The organism is Chryseobacterium sp. Marseille-Q3244 (assembly GCF_940807095.1).
In the GTDB taxonomy this organism is placed as follows: Bacteria; Bacteroidota; Bacteroidia; order Flavobacteriales; family Weeksellaceae; genus Chryseobacterium.
The window spans coordinates 92,481-117,242 of sequence record NZ_CALNWX010000008.1 but is presented as its reverse complement, the minus strand read 5'-3'; the positions used below and the strand labels follow the sequence as shown (position 1 = coordinate 117,242).

Sequence of the window (24,762 nt, the reverse complement as noted above, 5' to 3'; positions counted from 1 at the left end):
CAGGCAACTATGTTAATAACTACACTTTTTATATTTAATCACAAAATAAAGAAATAAATTATATAAAACCATACTATATCTTAGGTTTTTTTAAGAATCAAACTCTTCCTCTGGATAATTTTCTAAAATCACCTGGTGTTTCTCCTGTCATTTTTTTGAAAAATTTTGAAAAATTGGAAGGATCATAAGTAAAGATACGAGCAATTTCTGCAACAGAGCAGTCTGAGTCACTAAGCATTTTCTTGGCTTGTCGAATAATTTCCTGATCATAAAAGTGACAGGGATGCTGACCTGTCCCTTTTTTAATGGTATCGGTAAGATGCTTGTGGGAAACTGCGAGGTGCCCTGCAATTTCATTTACTTCCATAAACTCCGATACCTCTCCCGAAATCACCTGTTGAATATGATTTTCTAAAAAATCAAAATACTGATGAGTAATCTCTTCACTTCTTTTCATCTTGCTTTTTTCTTATAATTAGTTAAAATTATAAAATTAAAAATATGAATTAAAATTGATATGGTGAACTTTTCGGGGAAGTATATCAAGCAAGAATTCTACATTTTTTTACCCTCTAAAAACTGGATTGATTTTTAATCTTTTTTACACTTATTACATTTTGATTTTGTGAAAAAAAAACAAAAGACCCCTTCAAGAGATCTTTGTTTTTTTGAGATAAAATCGTTTGTATTTTTAGAATCCTATTGCAGAAAATAGCTATTTTTCATCATTGCAGGAACTGTTTGCAAAAGTATACAACCTGTTATCCCCAGTCAAAAAAAAAGCTGTAGAATAAACACAATATTATTGTAAAACTTTTACTACAAACTCCTAATAAATAAAGACTATGTGTAACAAGTTCTATAGAATAGAAATCAATAATCCATCCTAAAACTTATCTTATTGTATTTCAATTATTTTAATTCATCATACGGAAACGATCAGTTCCAAAAAGTTCTTATCTATTATTAATAAAAGATCCGAATTCTGCAATAAATCCCTTTTTTTTAAACAAATATGAAAATCAAAAAGCCTCTGAGAACCGATTTCGTAAACAAATTATCACAATATGTAGAATTATTACTACAAAAAAGCAGACTAATATCAGTGTCATTATCAATAAATAAAGACAAAACTCATAATAAAACAAATCAAAACATGCTAATTTATCTGTATAATTTCATTATTTTTACACCATCAAACAAAACATTTTAACGCTAAAAACACAGAAGCAAAAAAAACTAATGACAAAAATTTATTTCCAATCGTTCCTACCTATTAAAAAAACTTCGACTTGTACAAAAACTATTATTAACCGTTTTTTGCTTTAAGGCAAGAAGCACAGATCAGTTTTGCATGAGAGTTTGGGCATTGTTTTTTACTTGCTTATATTTCAACATATACGGACAACGCTATACATCTACGTGGTATAATATTGACAATGGACTTCCACAAAGCAGTGCAAAGGCTATTGTTAAGGATAAATATGGCTTTATATGGATCTCTACAGAAAACGGTCTTGTACGGTATGATGGGAGTTCTTTTATTACTTTCAATAATTTTAAAATAAACAATCTTCACTTTGGTGAATTCATTGGTGATCCTTCGCAGGACAGCATTACAGTCCTTAATGATTTTCAGGAGAACAAAGTCATTATTAAAAATAGATTCCCTAAGCTGACAAAACTTCATCGCAGTGACAAGATAACCTACACAACAGGAAATGAATTCGTGCACCGGGTTGCCAATAACATCCTGGCCTGTAATTTTTACAGCGATATTCAATATTTTGTAAAGCTTAAAAATTCGACTTACAGTTTTACTGAAAATAACCTCATCACTTACAAGGATGATAAAGGGAATGAAACAAAAATATCTATTCCTTTTTCCAATAAGGATCTGAATAATATGTTTGTATTCAATGAAGTTCTTTTCATTAATGACGTAAGGCACCGAAAAACCTATTCTATAGAGAATGGGAACATTTCCATCCATGATGAACCTAACCTTCTTAATGATCCGAATACAAGAATTTATTGGCAACAGATTACCAATCAAACCTTTGTCATCAATGATAATGATATTTACATTGTAGTAGGTAATCAAAAGAAGCCTTCACTTAAGTTCCTGGTAAAATATAATGAAATAGGTAGTCATTCCTATTGTTCTATGTTTTATGGATGGAAGTTCAACAAACTTTACCTCGGAACTCTAAACAATGGTTTGAATGTCCTGAAGCTCTCTGACTTTTATGTGGCAAAGAAAAAAGAGGACTTCGCCAACAACGTTTATTATGCTTCCCTACCCTTTAGCAAGAATACAATTATTGCAGAAGACGGAACGGAGTTCGGGAGAGACGGAATTGTGAAAAAATATCCTTTTGGGAATAATGACAATTATCTTATGATGTATGACAAAGCCGGAAATATATTGATCCGGAAAAGAAGCAGCGTCATTAAGTTCTACAAAAATTCTGGTTATAAAAAGAAAGATTCTGCTTTTATTAAGCAGGGATTTCAGGCTTTCTTACAGAGTGGAAACCTTTATGGAGCTTCATTTTCAGATTCTTCAAAAAGCCAGCTTCAAATCTTTAAAGAAGATACATTCTCAAAACCTGACTATACTTATGAATTTGATAGCTTTGTCAATACTTTCTTCCAATATAGCCAAAATGAAATCTTAATCGGTAACAGTGATGGCTTATATTCTGTAGTATTGGGAAGCAAAACCATTACTCCTATTCACAAAAACATCCATATTAAAAGCATTATCAAAACTAAAGATAATCTGATTTGGGTGATGACCAATAAAAATGGGTTTTATCTTTTCAGAGACCGAAAGCTTATTAAAATGCCGACTGATAGAAATAACTATCTGATGTCTGCCCATTATATTTTGGAGGATAAAAAAGGGTTCTATTGGATCTCTTCCAATAACGGGCTTTTCAAGGTTCCCAAAAAACAACTGCTGCAACATGCACAGGATGGGAAAAGTCCTGTCTATTATTATCGCTTTACCAAAAGAGATGGTTTCCTGACTAATGAGTTCAATGGAAGTTCGCAACCTAATGCTTACGCGCTTGAAAATGGGGATTTTGTATTTCCTTCGATGGACGGATTTGTATTTTTCAATCCGGACAATGTCAGAACCTTCTATCCTGACAAAAATAAAATTTATATTGAAAGGGTAAGGATCGGAAATACTGAACCTCAATACTTTCATCCTATTCTTGATCTTCAAAGCCATTACAAAACAGCAGAAGTCTTTATTGATATTCCTTATTATTCTAATCTGGAAAACCTTTATTTAGAAGCAAAAATATCAGGAAAGGAAAATTCTGAATGGGAACCTGTCATTACTGGAAAGGAGCTGAAATATACCATTAGCAATCTTGCTCCAGGAGATTATACATTGAGTGTAAGAATGTTGGTTTCTCCAGATGGGCAATTTGAACAGAAGTCTATCAAGTTCAAAATTCAGCCATTTTTTTATCAGACTTTGCTGTTCCGTGTTTCTGCATCTATCATTATTCTGGTTATCATCATTGTGATTGTTCAACTGATGACTAACTTTTTAAGAATAAAAAATAGAGTATTGAAGCAGATTGTACACAATAAGAATTCAGAATTAAAAGAGACTTCACTCACTCTTGAAGGAGTAAAAAGTGATTTAAGAAAGGAAACCGAATATCAGAAGAAGCTGGTGGAAACTATCAGCCATGATATTACCACTCCTATCAGATTTATAGCGATGCTTTCTCAGAAACTTCATGAATCTGATGATCTGGAACTTCAGAAAAAGTATTTTGACAGTATTTATAAGTCTTCTGAACAGCTTTACCAATTCACCCTGAATTTAAAGGAATATACTGAACTTTACAAGGCTGAGAATATTTTTGAAGAAGAAGAATACCCCATCAACAGGATTTTGGAGATCAAGAAAAAACTCTTCTGTGAAATAGCAAAAGAGAGAGGAACCCAAATCATTAGTACAGCTGAAAACAATGTATATTCCAATGTTAATGAAAGTATTTTAACTGCGATTATCCATAATATTCTTGATAACGCCGTAAAAAACACTTTTGATGGCAAAATATACCTTAATGCAATAGAAATTAATCAAAAAATCACCATAACGATCTCTGACACTGGAACAGGAATGCCGGATGAACAGATTAACATGTACATGAATTTATTTAAAAACCCTAAATTAGAGACTCCAAGTTTTAAAGGAAAAGGTCTTGGGCTGCACATGGTTATTCATTTGGTAAAAAAAATAGATGCTGAAATCTGTTTCAGACATAACCAGCCCCAGGGAACCATTGTGGAATTAATGCTCAATAAAACTAATTTACCATGAACGAAAGAATCTTAATTGCTGATGATCACTATGTAGTCAGGGCAGGTACCGCATTGGTCCTTGAAACCGGATTTCCGGAACTGAAGATAGATTTTGCAGAAAACTATGCACAAGTAAAGAAAATGCTGGAATCTTATGATTACAGTCTTATTATTTTAGATATTGACATGCCAGGAACCCAATATAAAAAGATGATTTCTGAACTTAAAGCCATACAGAATACTATAAAAATTCTCGTTTTTTCAGGATATGACCAAGATGTAGCCATACAATACATCCGGGAAGGTGCTGAGGGTTACCTGAACAAGCAAAGCAGTGAGGAAGAAATTAAAAATGCAGTACGCACCGTTATTGAAAAAGGGTATTTTTATCCTACAGAGCTGATTGGACTTATCATTCAGAATAAAAAAAGCAACCCTGCTGAAAAACTGTCATCCAGAGAATATGAAATTTTTAAGCTTTTAGCTGACGGAAACGGAAACCTTGAAATTGCCAACAGGCTCAATATTCAGATGTCAACAGTAAGTACTTACAAAAAAAGGATCTTCCAGAAGCTTGATGTGGCCAATATTGCAGAGCTCATTAAAGTGTATGAAATGATGCATTAATCGTCAGTGTATCAATAAGCTGAAAGAAGGAAGTTATTGAGTTTTCAAAAGCTTATATAATCTCATTTTATTAATTGGGAAAAGCGCTTGATCTAATTGGTCGTGAATGTTCAATATTAATATCCTGCTTCCCTCTTCCAGTATCCCTACCCTATACTATAATATGTTCCTATCACAATGATTGAAATAATGATTTTTATAATTAAAAAATAATCGGGAAATTTACAGCACCTTATTTTCTATGATATCACTGCATTTTAATTGAAAAAAATCATAAATCCATTGGAAAAAGCAGATCAGGGAAGCCGACGTTTCCGATATATAAAACTTTGTATTTTTTTTTCCGGCCTTTCGGTATTTGCGCAGCTTTACCTCTTTCAGCCGATGCTGCCTATGGCTGCGGAACATTTCAATGTATCTGTTGGAGATACCTCTCTACTGGTTTCATCATCTACTATTGGAATGGCACTCGGATTATTGTTTTTTGCTTTTAAAGCAGACAGCTATTCCAGGAAGGGTCTGATGACCTTTTCATTGATTTCATCTGCTTTACTCACCATTATTTCAACATGGATCCCTAGTCTCAGTCTTCTGATTGCTATCGGGATTTGTAAAGGATTTGTAGTTTCGGGAGTTTCAGCAGTTGCTTTGGCTTATCTCACAGAAGAAGTAAGTGTTGCTGTTATAGGTGCTGCTATTAGCATGTATCTTAGCGGAAATACTATTGGAGGAATGAGTGGAAGAATACTGGCTACCATTTTAGCCGGAGAGTTTGGTTGGCGTAATGCCGTTTTAGTGATTGGAATAGAAAGCTTTATCCTGGGAGCAATATTCTGGAAGCTTTTTCCTGAGTCCAATTTTTTTAACCCTCAGAAAACAGATTACCATCTTAAGGTAAAACAAATGAAGTTTTTCCTTACCAATCCTTATATGCTCAGGTTATACCTTATAGCGGCTCTTCTCATGGGAGTTTTTGTGAGCGTCTACAATTATCTGACCTTCCGGCTAGAGGCTCAACCGTTTTCGTTAAGCCATTTTATCATTGCTTTCATATTCCTGATGTATATTTTCGGAGTTTTTGGGACAATGGCTGTGGGCCGGCTTTCTAAAAGGTTTCCTGCAAACACGATTCTGAAATGTGCCATCCTTTGTATGGTAGCCGGTGCTTTATTATTACTGTCAAAGAATCTTTATCTCCTCATTTTTGGTCTTGGATTATTTACTTTTTCATTTTTTGCCGCACACACTATGGCAAGCCAGATGGCCGCACTTTATGCCAAACGGGGGAAATCTTCTGCAACGTCCATTTATTGGCTGTTCTATTATTTTGGTTCAAGTATTTTGGGAAGCGGTACCGGATATCTTCTTCATTCTTATTCCTGGAACAGTTTTATTGCTTTTCTTGTTGTTGCTGTACTCATTGCACTTCTGCTAGCGACCGCCAATACTTCTCCAAAAGCAAAAAAAATTTGATACCACACACGTACCACATTTTATTTTAGAGTAAAAATCACGTTAAACACTTATTCCTTTCTATTTTAACATATTCTTAATTTTTTATATTAAAAATTTAACCTAATCTTCACGAAAACATGGTCTTACATTACAATGCGAGGCATACTATTTGATACTTATAAATTTCCATATCATCACTAAAAATTCAAAATATTATGAACGCAGCAGATCTTAAAATCAAAAACTTAGTCGAGTACAAAAATCAGATTTATACGATCACTGAAATTTTTCAGAGTATAGAGCAGGCATATTTTGTTAAAATTGAAAATGATATTCACAGTATTTCAGTTCCGACTGATTCCATAAAGCCTATTAAAATAACGGAAGAATGGCTTGAGAAACTGGGATTTTCAAAAACGTACAGTTCCGATCAAAGTATCAGATATGAAAGACCGGAAGCTTTTATAAAATATGACATCGACCTGAGTTCCAGAAAAATACTGGAAGGGTTGAAAATTTATGGGAATGCCATAAAATGTAAATATATCCACGAGTTTCAAAATATTTTGTCGTGTTTATTCGGGAAAGAACCTGCATTACATTTTGGTTACCTGAAAACAGAGTCATAGTTAAATAGTTCTTAGTTATCAAAAACCACAGTTTAGTTACATAAGCTGTGGTTTTTTTTAGAATAAGAAATGAGAAATGATTGATAATCTCAGGCTAAGAAAATAAGAGCTGTTATTTTTTTAATAATATTTGGAAACTTTAGCATCATGACTGAATTTTAAAATTCCGAAAAACTCACCATACATACTTCATTCGTTTCGTGCATATTTGTATTCATTTATTATTTAAATTAATATAAAAAACACTCGATATGATTTTTAAAATTATAAATTCTTTCCTTATGCTTACCGCTGTTTTTATGGGGTTTAAACAGGGAATTGCTATGTTTTCCGGTAAACCTGAAATGACGACCATGTTCGGAAAATGGGGGTTTGACAAAACCGGACTGATGATTAATGGTGCCATTACTATCCTTGCCTCCTTACTGATTCTATTTCCTAAAACCTTTATCTGGGGAAACTTTTTAATGGCTGCAGGCATTTTGTTAATTATCTGTTTTCATCTTATGGATAAGGATTTTAAAGGAGTCTTGATAGAACTCCCCTTTCTTTTCCTCAATCTGGTGATTATTTATCTTCAACATCCTCTTAAAAATTAATATTGGTATGAAATACTTTAATCTTATCATACTATTGGCTATAGGATCTTCCAATACAGCCTGTGGCCAGAATACAGCCAAAAAAAAACAAACCTCAACATTAACTTCAAAAAAACAACAGACCATGGATTTATCAAAAATAACAGATTCTCAAGTAAAACAAGCTATAGAAGCTCTTCAGATGGGAGATAAAAACTGGTATAGTTTCTTTATTAAAAATCCCGCCATGACTGATGATGGCAATAAAGTAGATTTTAAAGCCTTTTTTGCCAATGCCCTTGGCAAAGAAATGTTTCTCAGCATAGACCGTGTTGAAAATGACAGTAAGAACATTCACGGAAATTTTAAAGCCGGACAATGGGGAACTTTTCCTGTATTTTTCAGGTTTCATAAGAATACTGAAGGAAAATTTGACCGACTAGACATTGGGCAGGATAAATAAAGAGATTTTTTCACAACAGAAAAGGCTATCTCATTTGAGATAGCCTTCACGTAGTTATATCTAAAAATCAATCGTGCTTGATACTAATGATTTTTTTAGCTTTTAAACACTACTTTTTTAGCGAGTCTTAATGTATAAGCATTTTTGTTTTTTGTAAGAGTATACTGGCCTTTTTTATAGATCACTCCTTTTTTAGAAGCAATTTTATCCAGCACTAAGCTTCCATCAGATGCAGGTAGGAATATTTCTGCTTTTTTACTGTCCTCGCTAAGAATTACTACTGCATTAGAAGTATAAGATTTTTTAGAATCTACTTCTTTCAACTGTATCTTTTCATCAAAAATTCTTACACAGTCGTTTTTTATTACTGAGAATGTGTATCCTGCAGATCCTTTACATCCGTGCTTATCTTTATCTGAACCGGCACCTTTGGGACTAAGTTGAGCAGAAACTCCTGAAGCGAACATTACAACAGTCATTGCTGTAATAAATTGTTTTACATTTTTCATATATGTTTAATTTAATAGATGAATTTACTTATTTTTTCTAACATTTATTTCAGTTAGCCATTAAATTTATCTTATCATTTTTCAGTCTCCTTTTTACTTCAATTTCGTGATCATAAAGAGGGGTCATTATTGTGTTTTTAGAATCTTCATTGTTTTTTAAGGTTTCTATTTCTGCATCTTTTTTTCTTTTGCAAATTTTAAAAACTTATTTAAAAAACAACAATTTTATCATACTACATTTATACCACATTTGCTGTTTTTGCCATAAATAAAGCATTTATCGAAAAATATCTATAAAAAATCAGCAAAAAAAAGATTTTTGAAACCCTGCCGTTTCACTATGAGAATTTGTATTTATAAAGAATCAAAGAAAATAAACAGTTCCTGTTCAGTAGGAACATTAAGTTTCTTTCTTAATCTGTGTTTTTTCTGTTGTACAGATTTATGTTGAATAAAGGTATATTCGGCAATTTCTTTTGAGGTGAAATTAAGCTTTATCATAGCACAAAATGTCAGTTCTGAAGCCCCAAGTTTTGGATTGATTTCCAGAAGTCTCGGACAAAAATCAGGATAAATTTCCTGGAATCTTACTAAGAATGTAGAATCATTCTTTTTGGCCAAACCTACCAACTCATCGAAAGAATCATTGATCCTGCTTTTCAACAAAAGTGCTTCGCTTTTGAATTCATCTTTCGTTTGTCTTAATGCTTTGTTATGTCGATAGAATAAAATAACAATAACTAGAGATAAAATAACAATAAAGACGATATAAAGATAAATTTTGTTCTGAGCTCCATTAGATTCTTCTTCTTTATCGCTCAGCATATGATCTATTGAAATATTGATCGCTTCATTCTGAATATCTTCCAGAGCAGTTTTTTCTTCTGTATATTTTTGCATCGCCTCTTCTTCTTTCTGAGGTTCATTGAGCATTTTATACGTTTTTGCTATAGATTCATAGATTCCGGGAATATTATAGAGTCTGTTGGTTTTACTGTAGCAATCCAATGCTTTATTATAGTACTCCAATGCTGTTTTATAGTCTTCCTGGGTAAAATAATAGTCTCCATAAGTGAGATAGACAAATCCACTCTGAACATTCGCTTTACCTGTATTGACAATCTTTTCTGAAGCTTTCTGAAGATAAATCAGGGCAGAATCTTTTCTTTTGGTGTACATCAAATGATGTTTGGCTAAAAGGGTATTCAATAAAACTCCCTGCCCGTCAATTCTTTTTCCTTTCTGTAAATAAATATAGGAAGAATCTGCCTTATTTACTTTATATAAAAAGTCTGCCCTGTTGGCATAAAGCCTATACAGATAAAATTTTCTTTTCTCTGTATCTGGAATATTTTTTAGATAATATAAACCTTTCGCATTCAAATCCAAAGCACTTTTATAAAGGCCTATTACACCATTTAGCTGACTTTGCTCCTGATAGAGTCTTGCTTTTAAAACAGAACTCTTGACTTTCTTAAGTTCTTTTTCAGCCAAGGAAAGATAAGACAATCCTCTTTTATAATTTCCGATGGTTGCTGAAATATTGGAAATATTGATATAACAAAGGATAATTCCTTCCTTATAATCTTTTTCTTCCGCAATCTTCAGATAGTTTTTATTAAGCCGGACAAGATTTTCATAATCTCCCTGGATTCGGAGTGATTCTGTTTTCTTAAGCAAAATACTATCAAATTTTTGATATGAAAAGGATCTCTGACCATACGCCGATCCGGTACAACACAGCAGAAATAAAAAAAAGAAAATATATGAATAAAATATTGTGTTTAATTGAGAAGAGAACATTTTTTTAATTACTTTAGAATAACCATTGTTAAATTTTCAAATCATTTGTCAGCTCAACATAAACATTTGATTGCTAACAAATTCTATCATTTTAAGTTTTGGTATTGCATTACAAATAGTATTCCAATTCTAAAGTAAATCCTTCCTCTCTGAATTTTTATAAGGAAGAAGAAACTGCTTCAAAAGTTATATAAATTGGCTTTTGCCATTGACTACATTGAGTTTTCAATTTCTGACGAAGGAATAATCTTATTAGTAATCAATTATTTGAGATTCTTTACTATGATTTGTGGATAGTTTCTTCAGATATTGAATAAGGATTTTCAAGATCTATAGATTTTTTTGGTTTAGAGGATACAATCTGTCATCCCGATTTAAAGTACCCTTGGCTATCAAATCACTGCCTTCCAACACAACGGTAAACTAAATATTACCCATCCAGTTCTTCAATTTGAATAAACCATTCTTCATAGACATCCTGTGCCGTTTTGATCTGATGCCCAGTAAACGTTTTATCATAACTAAAGTCACTATTGAATTTATCGGTTTTAGGATGATATGATAACTTAAATATTCTTGGAGCTTCTCTCCCGTCATTTTGAAATAGCTCTTCTATATTTTTCAAAATCTGATTGCCTTTATTTAACATACCAAAAGCTTTTTCATTGCTGATGTCATACTGTGTGTCCGATACTTCATTCACTTTATGAGATTTCACCAGATACCCATTAATCTCAAAAAAAACTTTATAAAAATAACCTGATTCTATTAATCCGATAATATAAACAGCATCTACTTCTTCAGAATTATTACGAACAAATTCAAAACCTGTTTCAACCAATTCTGCAAGATATTTTTGAAATTCATTATCAAAATAGCTCATATTTAGAGGATTTACAATTGCTTCAGTTAAGATAGTAAAATTTGGTCATCCGGGCTTCAGCATATCTGAAGACCTAATCTCAATACAAATCATTCTTGATGTTTGCCATAATATTTACGTAAATTTGGGCATTATCTGCCTGCCAGTAAGCAAAACAGGTGATATTACAACTTCATTATGGATACAGATATTATTATTTCTCAACTGACAGAACATTTTCAGGAAATAGTCCCTTTAAAGGAAAAAGAAATTGATCTTGTGACTCAAAAACTGGAATGTATTCAGCTCAAAAAGAAAGAGTATCTGCTTCGGGAAGGACAAGTTTCAAGACATATGCGTTTCATTGCCCAGGGAAGTCTGTACGCTTACCACATCGATGAAAAAGGCAAAGAAAATATCACCCAACTTGGTATTGAAAACTGGTGGATCAATGATCTGTACAGTTATCTGAGTGAACTTCCTTCAAGAATGTTTATTCAAGCTAATGAAGATGCTGTGATCGTTCAGATCAGTAAAAGTAATTTAGAGTTACTGTATAAAGAAATTCCTGCTATCTCAGAATTCTGGCGTCTGAAAATGCAATCAGCTTATGTTACCTTACAGGAAAGAACTTTTGAACACTCAAGAGTAGATGCCTACACTAAATATAGAAATTTTGTAACGGGTTACCGTAATATCGAACAGCGTTTTCCTCAGTATATGATTGCTTCCTACCTCGGAATCACTGTAGAATACCTGAGCTATTTAAGAAAAAAACACCTGTCTGACATTTCTTAAGATATCTTAAGTTTATTCCGTTCGTGCCTGAATAATTTTGCTCTCAGAAATTTAATGAGTGCAATATGAAGGCAAAAATTATCGCCATAACAGCTCTTGCATCAGTCTCTTTAAGTCTGAATGCACAGAAACTAAACTTTACCCCGGATCTTGTTTTAGGGCACCGTTCCTATACCTATATGCACAATGTCAATTATTATTTTAATGATCGGCTAAAGCTCAACAATCTCACTTTATTTGATACAGAATATACCAAAGACAAAGAAAATATATTCTTTATTAGAAATACACTTGCTTATAATCTGACCAAAAGATTCAGCGTAAATACAGCATTAGGAATGAAAAATCCGGGGGCGTTTTTCAGTTTTTATGTACAGTACCGCATTGCAAAACCCAGTTATTCCCTTTCCTACTCTATTGGAACAACCTATCAGAAAGGGTTTTCTCTTGAACAGTCGGTATCATTTGAATATACTCCTTATCTGAAGGAAAACTTACAGGGATATTTCAGTGTGCTAGCCATTGGTAATCTGGATGACAGCGGTTATCCGAGAGGCCTTCAGTTTATCCGCATGGGAGTAAAACAGGACAAAATAATGTATGGAGTGGCTTCCAACTTCGACCAGTTCAACAATGCTAAAAAGACCCTTGAAAATGTTGGGGCATTTGTAAAATATAACTTTTAAATAATAATAAAATGAAAAAAGACATTGATTTAGGACTATTAATCAGCAGAATCGCTATTGGATTCCCCATGTCAGTTTATGGAGTTAACAAGTTGATCCACGGGGTTGGATTTATTGAAGATATGATGATGATGCATGGTTTACCTTCATTCTTCGCCTACGGAGTATTTGCGGGTGAAATTATTGCTCCAATTATGCTGATTGTAGGTTTCAGGGCCCGTCTGGCAGGTTTAATCTTTGCTGCCAACTGTTTTACAGCCACTGTTCTTGCTCAAACGGCTAATATTTTCAAACTTAACGATTTTGGTGGATGGGCGCTTGAATTATTAGTGATCTATATGTTGGTGGGTATAAGTTTCTTCTTTACCGGAGCCGGAAAATATTCAGTTTCTACAGTCAATAAATGGGACTAAATATTATTTGTACTGGAAAGCGTAAAGATGTTATTTTTCTTTTCAATACGTTTTAAGGTCCAGGGATTTTATCTGTGATACAATTTTGACCGCTTATTTTTATTTTAAGCCACGAATGCACGAATGATTTTATTCGTGCATCTGTGGTTAAATATTATGTAAATCGTTTCATTTATACTTATCTTTATCCTGATTTTAATAAGGTATGATGAAGGAAGTAGTCGTGTATCAAATTGATTCTTTTACAAAGGAAAAATTCAAAGGAAACCCTGCAGGGGTTGTATTAGGTGCTGAAAACCTGACCCCTGAGGAAATGCAGCTTATTGCAAGGGAGCTCAATAATTCTGAAACAGCATTTGTACTCAAACCTGATCAGAATGACTATTTTGATTATCATGTACGTTACTTCACTCCCACCACTGAGGTTCCTATCTGTGGACATGCTACCATTGGTGCTCTGTATGCAAAAGCGATAGAAGATAAATTAGATTCCTGTACCATCAAAATCAACACTCAGGTTGGTATTTTACCTATTGATATTTTAAAAGAAAATAATGACTATCTGATTACGATGACTCAGGGAAGTTTTAGTCTGGAACCAGCTTTTGACCCTTCAATCACTCAGAAAATCATTGAGGCTTTAGGATTAAAAATGGATGATCTTAACAAAGATTGTCCAATACAGATTGCTTCAACAGGTCACTCTAAAGTTATGATTGGTATTAACAACAGAGCTCTGCTCAATAATCTTACTCCTGATTTTACTGCTTTAGCCCATCTTAGTAAAGAAATCAGCTGTAATGGCTACTTTGTATTTACTTTTGATTCTGATGATAAGGATATTTTAACGTATGGAAGAATGTTTGCTCCTGCTATCGGTATCCAGGAAGATCCTGTTACAGGCAATGCGAATGGACCATTAGGAGGTTATCTTATTCAGAATAAAATTGTAAAAGTCTCTGATGAAACGTTTGAATTCACTGGAAGACAGGGAGAAGCTATCAACAGAATCGGACAGATGAAAGTTGAGGTCACCATAAAAAATCATATTCCTGAATTGATCAGAATTACAGGGAATGCTGTAAGTGCATTCCGTACAGTGATGCAGGTCTGATATTTATTCTGAACCCAGTTTGGTTTCCTCCAATCTCTTCCTGTAATTTTTCGGAGTAGATCCGGTTTTCACTCTGAATAAATACGAAAAATGAGAAAAGTTTTGAAATCCAAGTTCAAACGCTATTTCTTTGATTGATTTATCTGAGCTGTGAAGTAAATTTTTGGCTTCAAGAATAATTCTTTCTTTAATAAACTCAAGAGGGGAAATATTATACTGTTTTCTGCAAATAACACCCAGATAATTAGGGGTTATGCAGAGTTTGTCGGCATAAAAAGACACATTTTTCTGTGCTTTATAGTATTTGTCCACCAGCATGTGAAAACGAAAGGCAAGATTATCCGGCGTGCTTAATGCTTTATTCCCAAAAGCATGCTCTACCCATAAGTTGATAATAAGTGCCAAAAGACGCACCCGTGCATTAATAAGTTCCGGAAATACAACATCAGCTGCAATTTCTTTCCTGATGGCATTAAATTCGAGACTGAATCTGTGATAGGTTTCATCATCAGGCGCTATCATTTCATATTTACTATAAGAAGAAAAAGTGAATTTAAGGGTCGGAGAAAATGTCTTCAAAATAGCATCATTAATAATCAGTCGTCTTCCGATAGTATGAGGAGCCAGCTCCCATTTGTATTCTCTTTTGGGAAGATGGATGAATAATTGCTGGGCTTTTAAACCATATTGATTCAGACCGGTTGTACATTTTCCACCCTCACATTGATCCAATAAGATAATGGTAAAACAGTTCTCAGGAAAAAAGTTGAGTGAATCACCACTGATCTCATCCTGAAAAACAACGTCAATTCCTTTATTAAACACTTCTTCTACTGAATTTTTATTAATCAACTCTTTATCTATTATCATCCCATTCTTTTCAATACTAATTTATGAAAATACCTCATATATTGTTTTGTGTTACCATTGCAATATATTTTATTTCCTATTATTTTTAGCAGGGTGCAAAGATACACTCTTCTTCTCCGTCCGGAAATATCATAAACTGTGATAAGAATATCATATTTTCATATCGTTTATTATCAATAAGGGCATTAAAAAACAATCAACCCTAACTCTATCATTCTATATATCTTGCTTTTAAAGCCAACATCTCTACTCTATCATACTTCATTTTCAATATTTATATTTCTAGTTTATCGTTAAAACAATAAGTATATTTGTGTAAGGTTCTTTTTCCTATACTCATATGTTAACAGACAAATTCGGAAGACATATCAATTATCTAAGGCTGGCCGTTGTAGACAGATGCAACCTCCGATGTACGTATTGTATGCCGGAAAACGGGCTTGCATGGATCAAGCAAAATGACCTGATGACTGATGAAGAAATGCTTAGAATATGTTCCGTCTTTACCCATCTTGGTGTAGACAAAATCAGAATAACCGGAGGTGAACCTTTTGTCAGAAAAAACTGCATTAGCCTTATTGAAAAAATATCGCAGCTTCATGGAATTACGGATATAAGTTTAACGACAAACGGGCTTCTTACCGAGCAATATATTCCGCAACTGAAAGCATTTGGAATAAAATCGGTTAACCTTAGCCTTGATACATTGGATGAAGACCGTTTCTTCAAAATAACCCGCCGCAAAAGCTTTGATAAAGTGATGAAAACATTGAATGGTTTATTGAAACATCACATCAAAGTAAAGATTAACACAGTAGTAATGGACAATCAAAACACTGAGGATATTATTCCTTTGGTTGAACTTACAAAAGAGCTTCCGGTGGATGTCCGTTTTATTGAAGAAATGCCATTCAATGGAAATGATAATGCGGATATAGTTCCAAAATGGAATTATCCACAAATTTATACTTACATCAGCAATCATTTTCCTGAGATAGAAAAAATAGAAGATCCTAAAAGTTCCACATCTTACAATTACAAAATACCTGGTTTTACAGGAAATATCGGCATTATTGCCGCTTATACACGTTCTTTCTGTGGAGATTGTAACAGAATACGGATAACTCCTTCCGGTATATTGAGAACCTGTCTTTACGAAGGGGGTGGAATTAATTTAAAAGATATCATTCGTTCAGGAGCAACCGATAACGAATTGAAAAATATAATTATCAACAGCATACATCATAAACCCAAAGACGGATGGGAAGCAGAACGACAAAGTCTGAACGCTTTATCCATTCATCAGTCGATGGCAACAATAGGAGGATAACTATGGAAATGATTACCGTACAACAGGCAGAAGAGATTATACTTTCCCAAACGAATAACTTTGGAAGAGAATATATTTCTTATGACCACGCATTAGGAAGAATTTTGGACGAGGACCTCAAAGCCGATCGGGATTTACCTCCTTTTGACCGTCCTACTGTAGATGGAATTGCCATCCAATATAGTGCTTATGAAAAAGGAATCCGCTCCTTCCCTATTAAAGCTATACAGTCTGCAGGAGAACCTTCTGTAGCTATTGATTCAGAAACCGAATGTATAGAAATCATGACTGGGGCTGCTTTAGACCGTTCAGTAGATACTGTCATCCGATATGAAGATCTATCCATCAATAACGGGGTCGCAAGTATTATTATTGATATTAAAAAAGGACAGAATATCCATCTGAGAGGCAGGGATAAAAAAGAAGGCGAAGTTCTGGTAAAAGCTAATCAGACAATTACTCCAGCGATCATTGGAATAGCCTCATCTATTGGAAAAATTACTATAGCTGTTAAAAAATTGCCTAAGATCATTATCATTTCTACGGGAGATGAAATGGTAAACCCGGAATTAACCCCATCTCCTTATCAGTTAAGGCGTTCCAATGGAATCACCGTACAATCTGTTTTAAAAAAATACCATATTGAAGCTGATACTCTTCATCTCAACGATGACTATGAAGAGATCAAAAAAGAAATTTCCCGCTGCATTCAAGAATATGATGTTCTTCTGATGAGTGGCGGAGTATCTATGGGGAAATTTGACTATTTGCCTCAGGTTTGTGAAGAGCTTGAGATAGAAAAGCTATTTCACAAAATAAAACAAAGACCAGGAAAGCCCTTTTGGTTCGGTAAAAATAATGCTCAGAAACTTGTTTTTGCATTTCCGGGAAATCCGGTTTCGGTATTTATGTGCCTGCATCGGTATTTTATTCCATGGTTGGAAAAGTCTCTGGAAATAACTGGAAGCTCACCACAGTTTGCTGTTTTACAGAATGATATTGAAGTTCCTTTCTCACTCCAATATTTTGTACAGGTGGAACTGGGAACGAACCAACTGGGACAGCTCACGGCTGAATCAGTTAATACCAATGGATCAGGAGATTTTTCTCATCTTGCAGATACCAATGCTTTTATGGAACTTCCTTTAGAACAGAATAGCTTTAAAAAGGGGGAAGTATACCGGGTATGGAAGTATAATAATTAAAATAACGTATAAAATATCACAAATAAAATTAATGAGTTCCTAAAAAGTTATGAGCCTATGGACTATAATGCAAAAGACATTAAAAAAATTCGTGCATTCATAGCTAATAGAATTTATATCTGTGGTTTAAAAAAGAATATATGTCAGAATTTAGCCATCTTAATAAAAACGGAGAGCCTGCCATTGTAGATGTTGGTGGAAAAAGTGTAACCAAGAGAAAAGCCGTTGCACAAGCCATTATTTCTTTACCAAACAATGTATTAGAGGCTTTACAACAAGACGATTTCAAAACCAAAAAAGGTTCTGTCTTCCAGATTGCTATGATTGCAGGAATTATGGGTGCTAAAAAGACGAGTGACCTCATTCCTCTTTGCCACCCAATTGGACTTGATAATTGTAATTTACACATAGAACTGAACGACCACAACGAAATTGTCATTGAATGCACTGCAAGTATAGAAGCTAAAACCGGTGTGGAAATGGAAGCATTAACCGGGGCATCTGTTGCAGCATTAACCATTTATGATATGTGCAAGGCACTGAGTCATGATATTGTCATCAAAGAAATTAAATTAATAGAAAAATCAGGTGGAAAAAATGATTTCAGACGAGCTTAATACAATTCCCAGAATCAACGGCCTTGTTCTCGCCGGTGGAAAAAGCGTAAGAATGGGAAAACCTAAAGATCTTCTTCAATGGCATGGAAAAGAACAGCGTTATTTTGCGGCAGATCTTTTAGCTCCGTTTTGTGATGAGGTTTTTATTTCCTGCAGACAGGATCAACTGGATAATTTTGACCCTGATTATAACGCGCTTACCGATACTTTCCTGAATATGGGTCCTTTTGGTGGAATACTTTCCGCATTACGGGCTCAAAGAGATAAGGCATGGCTGGTGGTAGCCTGTGATCTCCCGTTATTGGATCCAAAATCTTTGGAGTTCTTAGTACAGTCCCGGAATCCTGAAAAGATAGCCACAACTTATGAAAGTCCTTTTGATGGATTACCTGAACCATTGATTACTATTTGGGAACCTAAAAGCTTTCCTTTGCTGCTGAATTTTCTGGGGATTGGGAACACTTGTCCACGAAAAGTTTTAATTAATAGTGATACACTTATTTTAAAACCGGATAATCCAGATGCTTTAATGAATGTGAATACACCTGAAGATGCTGAAAAAGCACAACGAATTCTAAAAAATTAATTTTGTTGGAAACGCGAAAGCAAAAATTGCTTATCTGTATGTTTTAAGGCACAAGGATTTTTTCTCTCGTTGATTACGACAATTAGGCAGATGATTGTGGAAAATATTGAGAGCCACGAATACACGAATAAGATTCTAAAATGTAGTGATTGGAATTGATAATAAAGATTAGGCTTTTTATAGATAAATTAAAAGGAATAAACTGAATCATGAATATTAAAAAATTCGTGCATTCGTGCTAAAAGAAAAGTGAAAAAAAAGAAACAAATTATGAGTACATCATTTAAACGTTATCAGTGTCAGATTGCTTTACCCGGATTTGGCATTGAGTCCCAGGAACTGCTTAAAAATGCTAAAGTTCTTATTGTAGGCATGGGAGGTCTTGGATGTCCTTCTGCTCAATACCTTGTCTCTTCCGGTGTAGGTACTATTGGTATTGCAGATGATGATATTGTTTCTTTAAGCAACCTCCATCGTCAGATTTTATATACACCTGATGATGTAGGAGCCTACAAAGTAAATATTGCAGCCAAAAGATTACAGCAGCAAAACCCTTCTGTTTCCATTATCCCCTATCGATTACGAATTACTTCTTCTAATGTGATGGAACTGATTTCGGAATTTGATATCATCATTGAAGGAACCGATAATTTTGAAACGAAATGCCTGTTGAATGACGCCTGTGTTTTAGTGGGAAAACCTTTGGTATATGGAGCAATTTACCAACATGAGGGCCAGGCAAGCATCTGGAATGTTTTACAAAAAGACGGCACCTATTCTCCCAACTACCGTGATGTTTTTCCTAACGCAGAAGAATCTCAGGTTCCTAATTGCAGAGAAGGCGGTGTCATTCCTACTTTAGCAGGGATGGTAGGTTGTATGCAAGCTAACGAGGCTATAAAATATCTCATCCGATCTGAAGAAACTTTAGCAGGAAAACTATGGATGATGAATGTGATGACAGGGAGAGTACAAATCATTAAGTTAAGGAAAACTTCCGTTCAGATTACAGGCTTGTCTCAGACGATCCAGCTTATAAATTTTGAAGAATTTATGAAGGATCAGAAAAATTTTGAAACCATAGATGTCCGTACGAAAGAAGAGCATCAAGATTTTAATATTGGAGGAAAAAACATTCCATTGGATGAATTGGATGATCACTACTCGTTTATTTCTTCGATTTCAAATCCCATCGTTATTTATTGTCAATCGGGTCAACGAAGTATGGAAGCGGCAAGAAAAATCACAAAAAAATTTCCTGGAAAAAAAGTGTTTTCTCTGAAAAATGGCGTTGCTGGAATGCACTGATAGTTTATTTAATCACAAAAGTTTTTATTTTGAATACTTGAGTTCACACCAGAAGTTGATAATAAAACGGCAAACAATTTCATATTAAGATGAAAATCAAAAATTTTCAAAAAAAGATAAGGTGTGTAAAAGTTTATCAATCAAATAAACTTGCATCTGAATAAAATACTTTTCCGTCGCTGATTCTTGCAGCGGCAGTGTAAGGATGTTCTTCTGCTTTTCCAATATTCATAATATGCTCTACATTCCACCCTTTTGCTTTGAGATAATCTGAGATCATAGACCTGTGGCAGCTCCACCATACCGCTTCTGAGCACATAAACGCAGTTGTTTTTGTTCTTGCAATGCCTTCAAGCTTTTCAACAGCTTTGGTAAACTCTTCAGTTTGCATATAATCAGCATACCCACGGAAAGATTCATTTCTCCAGCGGCTATTAACTGAATCAGACTGAACTTTTCTCCTTCCTCCTAATGCTTCAAAATGGATATACTCAATCGTATGTTCAGGCAATACCTTCTCCAGATTTTCTTTACTAAACCAAGGATATCTCTTCGATCCGGCAAACCTCCGAACATCAGCAAGAACTTCAATATTGAATGATTTCAACATTTCAATAAATTCTTCTAAAGAACGAGTGGAATGTCCAATCGTGTAAATAACCAATTTTTCTGAAGATTTCATACGTTGACAATATGCTATATAATCAGTCTATGATTGTTTGTTGCTCTTTCTTAGATACAGTAATCTCCTGTCCTGCCATTTCATGAATCGTCTCTTCAATCATCACACTCATACTATTCAGAGCCAAATCATTGGCTTCTGTCCCAAATGGTTCTTCAATTTCATCTGCTATCGCTTCAAACGCCACAAATGTATAGGCGACAAACACTACAATAAGCGGAGTAAACCATCTCAATGAATCAACCAATCCAAACGGTAAAAGAAAACAGTAAATATATACGGTACGGTGCAGTAAAACACGGTAACTGTAAGGAAGCGGAGTAGAAACAATTCTTTCACACCCTCCCACAATATCAGAGAGTTTATCAAAATTTTCGTCAAACCGGGACTGCTGGATCGTATCTATACTTCCTTCCTCTTTTGCACTCTGAACCCATTCTGCCAATAGCCTCATAATGACCGCTGGTTTATACTTTGCTGCAGAAATTATTTTTAACTGATCTTCATTCAGTCTTTCCTTTAAATCTTCATGAGCATTTGTTCCTCTGAGCTGATGTTTCAATGCAAAAATAAAAGCACCTAATAAATTGATAAATTCAGGAACAGAAACACTGCTCTCCTTTATCTTTTTCAAAGTTAAAGCCTGTCTGGTCAATGAACGAGCTGTATTCAACAATGCTCCCCATAATTTACGTCCTTCCCAAAATCTGTCGTAGCTGGCATTATTTTTAAATCCTAAAAATAAGGCGAGAACAAAACCAAATAACGTTAATGGAGCCGGATTAAGCGGAATTTTAAAGGAAAAAATAACCCCGCGCAGATAGACTACGCCCAACGATAAAATAAAAAGCAAAAAAAGGCGTGGCAACAGTCCGGGTAATACTGAACCATGCCATACAAAAAGCATTTTAAACCAATGTTCCTTCTTCCTTATAATCATACTGTTTTTTGTAAAGCTTTTATTTTAAAATTTATTTCTTAATCTGGCCTATTACCAAAGATTCCAGCTGATAAGAGCTGCGGGCAGGTTTTTTCTCCCCTTCTGCCACAAGACGAAGCGGTCCCTTTGACTCGGACAATGGTTTTCCATCCATGGTATCTGCCACAATAACATTTTTATCTGCAATGGAAGCATCCAACTCTGCTAATGAAAATAAAACCTGATACCCGTCTGTGCACTTTGCCAATACATATTTTGATATATTTTCTCCATGAAGCTCTTTTCCGGAAGGAGCTCCGGCTTTTGCAAGAATATCCTGAACGGCAACTCCTGTATACCTGTGAACACTTCCATCCTTGTCTTTCAGGGATGCTTCTTTTCTAGGCATCTTTGATAAATCTGTGAGACTCAACTCTAAAGGTGTGGAAACTTCCCCACTCACTTTCAATTTGAATCCGGATTGACAAAATGCCCAGCCGGAAAGCAATAACAGCGTTATAGGCAGTATTTTTTTCATAGAACAATATAATAATAATTATGGTTTTTGAATCGCTCCCTGGTACAGCATTTCGTCTACTTTTTTATAGACTTCAGGATCGTGTTTTTTAATCTTGATTTTCACATACTTGGAAGCCGGCATATTACTTTCTTTTACTACATTATTTACCGAGACCAAAACATTGGTTTCCGGGAAATAAGTAACGGTATTCTTTTCAGGAATCTGATAGGAGACAATAATAAACAGAGGAGCCACTCTTTCTATCCCATCATCATAGTTGAAAAGATCCACTTTATCCCCCGCTTTAAATCCGGCTTTATCAATATCTTTTTGGTTCATGAATATAACACGGCGTTCATTTTTAATTCCACGGTAACGATCATCCAAACCATAAATCGTCGTATTGAATTGGTCATGCGTTCGGGTGGTAGCCATCATATATTCATCGGAAGCCAATGTATTGTCTGGAATTTCTGTTAATGTAAATGGTGCACGGCCGCCAAGCTCCTTTGAAAAGCTTTGTTCATCTCTTGCTGCATTGGGAAGATAGAAGCCTCCTTTTTGTCTGACACGAACGTTATAATCTGTAAAACCTGGAATACATTGTTCAATATCATCTCTTACCGCATCATAACTATCATGGAAACGCTGCCAATTCACTACAGCACGGTCTCCTAGCGTGGCCATAGCCATGCGGCATACGATCTGCGTTTCATTGATGAGGTTATCTGAAATGGCATCCAGCATCCCTTTTGAACTCTGAACAACCCCCATTGAGTTCTCTGTTGTAATAATTTGCACTTCTCCATTGACGATATCTTTATCGCTTCTTCCATAAGTGGGAAGAATGAGAGCTTCTTTACCATGTACAAGATGTCCTCTGTTCAGTTTAGTGGAAACACATACCAGTAAATTAAGTTTTCTCAAGGCATTGGCAGTAAATGTAGTATCTGGTGTGGCAGAAAGGAAATTCCCACCCATACAAAACATTACTTTTATTTTTTCTTCGTGAATTGCCTTTATGGCTCGTACCACATCATATCCATGTTTGCGGGGAACTTTAAAGCCGTAGAAATTTTCAAGGCGATCGAGCTGTTCATCCGTAGGTTTTTCATCAATCATCATCGTTCTGTTTCCCTGAACATTGCTGTGACCACGAACAGGACATACTCCGGCTCCCGGTTTACCAATACTTCCTTTCAGCAAAAGGATATTCAATATTTCGCGAATCATATCAACTCCATTAGGCTGCTGGGTAAGCCCCATTCCCCAACTGACGATAATCTTTTTTTTGAATGCCATCATTTCAGCGGCCTGATGAAGTGCTTCCTTGGATACTCCTGAAAGTTCAGCCAACTCCTCCAGTTTATACTGGTCAAATTGCTTCATGAAATCCTCATACCCTACTGTTTTATTTTTAATGAAATCTTCATCAAAAACCTTACCCGGATTTTGTTTTTCAAACTCGATTAAAAGGAGTTCCAACGCTTTCAATAAAGCCATATCTCCATTGATTTTCACTGGTAAATAAAGGTCTGCCAGCTGTACCCCTCCGGTAAGAATTTCTCTCACACTCTGAGGGTTGATAAACCCCATCAGCCCAGCTTCAGGTAATGGATTGATGGCAATAATTTTGGCTCCATTTTTCTTTCCTTTTGCCAAAGCACTCATCATTCTTGGGGCATTGGTTCCCGGGTTTTGCCCGATAATCACAATTACTTCAGCATCATAAAAGTCTTCCAGGGTTACAGTTCCTTTACCGATTCCAATGGTTGGACGTAGTGCAGAACCTGAAGTTTCGTGGCACATATTAGAACAGTCGGGCATATTATTCGTTCCGAATTCTTTTGCAAACAATTGGTAAACGAATGAAGCTTCATTACTTGTTCTACCCGATGTATAGAAAGCTGCTTCATCAGGAGATTCCAATGCATTGAAATGTGCTGCTATCTTTTTAAAGGCATTATCCCAACTTATGGGTTCATAATGAGTGGCTCCGGGGGCCAGATACATGGGGTCGGTAAGTCGGCCCATTTTTCCAATCTGGTAATCATCTAATTTGGCAAGATCATATACAGAATTCTGTTTAAAAAACTCAGGCGTCACTTTTTTCGTTGTAGCCTCTTCTGCAAGGGCTTTTGCTCCGTTTTCACAATATTCTCCAAGAACTGAGCGTTCATCATCAGGATCAGGCCAGGCACAACTTGGACAGTCGAAACCATTCATCTGATTCATTTTGAACAGGGCTCTCATTCCCCGGATAGGTGCTTTTTCTTCAAATAAATCACTAAAAGCTGCCAGTACCGCAGGCATTCCTGCCGCCGATTTTTCGACATGAGTCAACTTAAGGTCAAGTAAAGTGAATGGATTCTCAGCATTAGGTTCTCTGCTGATTTCTTCTTCTATTTTCTTTTTATTATTTTCTTCCATAACCTTTTATTTTGTAAAGT

General features: G+C 35.0%; 24 protein-coding genes. 15 read left to right on the top strand and 9 right to left on the bottom strand.

Translation table 11 applies throughout. The features are described 5' to 3' along the window. Window positions 1-97: 97 nt before the first annotated feature. Entirely contained in the window at window positions 98-457 is a 360-nt protein-coding gene (locus NBX25_RS15590; protein ID WP_250254313.1) for a helix-turn-helix domain-containing protein, read from the bottom strand. A gap of 897 nt (window positions 458-1,354) precedes the next feature. Here NBX25_RS15590 and NBX25_RS15585 point away from each other — a divergent pair. The 6 genes from NBX25_RS15585 to NBX25_RS15560 all read left to right on the top strand — a co-directional run bounded on the left by NBX25_RS15585 (window position 1,355) and on the right by NBX25_RS15560 (window position 8,090). Beyond that, on the top strand, window positions 1,355-4,357 hold the full coding sequence (locus NBX25_RS15585) for a sensor histidine kinase (RefSeq protein WP_250254312.1): 3,003 nt from the start codon (window positions 1,355-1,357) through the stop codon (window positions 4,355-4,357). Further along, a complete protein-coding gene (locus NBX25_RS15580; protein WP_250254311.1) occupies window positions 4,354-4,965 on the top strand; it encodes a response regulator transcription factor in 612 nt (203 codons plus the stop codon). The genes NBX25_RS15585 and NBX25_RS15580 overlap by 4 nt, the downstream gene beginning before the upstream one ends. A 261-nt stretch (window positions 4,966-5,226) precedes the next feature. Beyond that, window positions 5,227-6,438, top strand: coding sequence for an MFS transporter (locus NBX25_RS15575; protein ID WP_250254310.1), 1,212 nt, complete (start codon window positions 5,227-5,229; stop codon window positions 6,436-6,438). Window positions 6,439-6,635: 197 nt separating this feature from the next. After that, the gene (locus tag NBX25_RS15570) at window positions 6,636-7,049 is read left to right on the top strand and encodes a hypothetical protein (RefSeq protein WP_123907935.1); all 414 of its coding nucleotides are present in this window, start codon (window positions 6,636-6,638) and stop codon (window positions 7,047-7,049) included. A 251-nt stretch (window positions 7,050-7,300) separates the two neighbouring features. Beyond that, window positions 7,301-7,648, top strand: a complete 348-nt coding sequence (locus NBX25_RS15565) for a DoxX family protein (protein ID WP_250254309.1) — start codon at window positions 7,301-7,303, stop codon at window positions 7,646-7,648. A gap of 7 nt (window positions 7,649-7,655) precedes the next feature. Beyond that, a complete protein-coding gene (locus tag NBX25_RS15560; protein ID WP_250254308.1) occupies window positions 7,656-8,090 on the top strand; it encodes a hypothetical protein in 435 nt (144 codons plus the stop codon). A 95-nt stretch (window positions 8,091-8,185) separates the two neighbouring features. Here NBX25_RS15560 and NBX25_RS15555 read toward each other — a convergent pair whose 3' ends face one another. The 3 genes from NBX25_RS15555 to NBX25_RS15545 all read right to left on the bottom strand — a co-directional run bounded on the left by NBX25_RS15555 (window position 8,186) and on the right by NBX25_RS15545 (window position 11,285). After that, window positions 8,186-8,599 (bottom strand): hypothetical protein, encoded by a 414-nt coding sequence (locus NBX25_RS15555; protein WP_250254307.1) that lies wholly within the window; start codon window positions 8,597-8,599, stop codon window positions 8,186-8,188. Between the two features lie 354 nt (window positions 8,600-8,953). Next, window positions 8,954-10,279, bottom strand: coding sequence for a tetratricopeptide repeat protein (locus NBX25_RS15550; protein WP_250254306.1), 1,326 nt, complete (start codon window positions 10,277-10,279; stop codon window positions 8,954-8,956). A 553-nt stretch (window positions 10,280-10,832) separates the two neighbouring features. After that, window positions 10,833-11,285, bottom strand: coding sequence for a hypothetical protein (locus NBX25_RS15545; RefSeq protein ID WP_250254305.1), 453 nt, complete (start codon window positions 11,283-11,285; stop codon window positions 10,833-10,835). 177 nt (window positions 11,286-11,462) lie between these two features. Between NBX25_RS15545 and NBX25_RS15540 the strand changes: the two genes are divergently transcribed. The 4 genes from NBX25_RS15540 to NBX25_RS15525 all read left to right on the top strand — a co-directional run bounded on the left by NBX25_RS15540 (window position 11,463) and on the right by NBX25_RS15525 (window position 14,275). Further along, window positions 11,463-12,062: a Crp/Fnr family transcriptional regulator gene (locus tag NBX25_RS15540; RefSeq protein ID WP_250254304.1), complete on the top strand. Its 600-nt coding sequence runs from the start codon at window positions 11,463-11,465 to the stop codon at window positions 12,060-12,062. 65 nt (window positions 12,063-12,127) lie between these two features. Further along, window positions 12,128-12,748: a hypothetical protein gene (locus tag NBX25_RS15535; protein ID WP_250254303.1), complete on the top strand. Its 621-nt coding sequence runs from the start codon at window positions 12,128-12,130 to the stop codon at window positions 12,746-12,748. An 11-nt stretch (window positions 12,749-12,759) separates the two neighbouring features. Continuing rightward, window positions 12,760-13,161 (top strand): DoxX family protein, encoded by a 402-nt coding sequence (locus tag NBX25_RS15530; RefSeq protein ID WP_123860467.1) that lies wholly within the window; start codon window positions 12,760-12,762, stop codon window positions 13,159-13,161. Between the two features lie 205 nt (window positions 13,162-13,366). Beyond that, complete coding sequence (locus NBX25_RS15525) at window positions 13,367-14,275, top strand: PhzF family isomerase (RefSeq protein WP_250254302.1); 909 nt, start codon at window positions 13,367-13,369, stop codon at window positions 14,273-14,275. Window positions 14,276-14,278: 3 nt separating this feature from the next. Here the strand turns inward: NBX25_RS15525 and NBX25_RS15520 are convergent, their stop codons facing one another. Next, a complete protein-coding gene (locus tag NBX25_RS15520) occupies window positions 14,279-15,145 on the bottom strand; it encodes a helix-turn-helix domain-containing protein (protein WP_250254301.1) in 867 nt (288 codons plus the stop codon). 340 nt (window positions 15,146-15,485) lie between these two features. Here NBX25_RS15520 and moaA point away from each other — a divergent pair, with 340 nt between their 5' ends. The 5 genes from moaA (at window position 15,486) to NBX25_RS15495 (ending at window position 20,191) form a co-directional block, all read left to right on the top strand. Beyond that, window positions 15,486-16,475 carry a GTP 3',8-cyclase MoaA gene (gene moaA, locus NBX25_RS15515; protein WP_250254300.1) on the top strand — a complete coding sequence of 330 codons (990 nt, stop codon included), beginning with the start codon at window positions 15,486-15,488 and terminating at the stop codon, window positions 16,473-16,475. A 2-nt stretch (window positions 16,476-16,477) separates the two neighbouring features. Further along, complete coding sequence (locus NBX25_RS15510; RefSeq protein WP_250254299.1) at window positions 16,478-17,680, top strand: molybdopterin molybdotransferase MoeA; 1,203 nt, start codon at window positions 16,478-16,480, stop codon at window positions 17,678-17,680. Window positions 17,681-17,820: 140 nt separating this feature from the next. Beyond that, window positions 17,821-18,297 (top strand): cyclic pyranopterin monophosphate synthase MoaC, encoded by a 477-nt coding sequence (gene moaC, locus NBX25_RS15505; protein ID WP_123860463.1) that lies wholly within the window; start codon window positions 17,821-17,823, stop codon window positions 18,295-18,297. Next, complete coding sequence (locus NBX25_RS15500) at window positions 18,278-18,883, top strand: NTP transferase domain-containing protein (protein WP_250254298.1); 606 nt, start codon at window positions 18,278-18,280, stop codon at window positions 18,881-18,883. Before moaC ends, NBX25_RS15500 begins: the two co-directional genes overlap by 20 nt. A 270-nt stretch (window positions 18,884-19,153) precedes the next feature. After that, window positions 19,154-20,191, top strand: coding sequence for a HesA/MoeB/ThiF family protein (locus NBX25_RS15495; RefSeq protein ID WP_250254297.1), 1,038 nt, complete (start codon window positions 19,154-19,156; stop codon window positions 20,189-20,191). A 136-nt stretch (window positions 20,192-20,327) separates the two neighbouring features. Here the strand turns inward: NBX25_RS15495 and NBX25_RS15490 are convergent, their stop codons facing one another. From NBX25_RS15490 to NBX25_RS15475, 4 genes are read right to left on the bottom strand one after another with little or no spacing between them, the layout of a single operon-like run. Beyond that, the gene (locus NBX25_RS15490) at window positions 20,328-20,873 is read right to left on the bottom strand and encodes a DUF488 domain-containing protein (RefSeq protein ID WP_250254296.1); all 546 of its coding nucleotides are present in this window, start codon (window positions 20,871-20,873) and stop codon (window positions 20,328-20,330) included. A gap of 22 nt (window positions 20,874-20,895) precedes the next feature. Beyond that, window positions 20,896-21,813, bottom strand: coding sequence for a bestrophin family protein (locus tag NBX25_RS15485; RefSeq protein ID WP_250254295.1), 918 nt, complete (start codon window positions 21,811-21,813; stop codon window positions 20,896-20,898). Between the two features lie 31 nt (window positions 21,814-21,844). Further along, the gene (locus NBX25_RS15480; RefSeq protein WP_250254294.1) at window positions 21,845-22,330 is read right to left on the bottom strand and encodes a molybdopterin-dependent oxidoreductase; all 486 of its coding nucleotides are present in this window, start codon (window positions 22,328-22,330) and stop codon (window positions 21,845-21,847) included. 18 nt (window positions 22,331-22,348) lie between these two features. Further along, window positions 22,349-24,742, bottom strand: a complete 2,394-nt coding sequence (locus NBX25_RS15475; RefSeq protein ID WP_250254293.1) for an FdhF/YdeP family oxidoreductase — start codon at window positions 24,740-24,742, stop codon at window positions 22,349-22,351. Window positions 24,743-24,762: the final 20 nt, after the last annotated feature.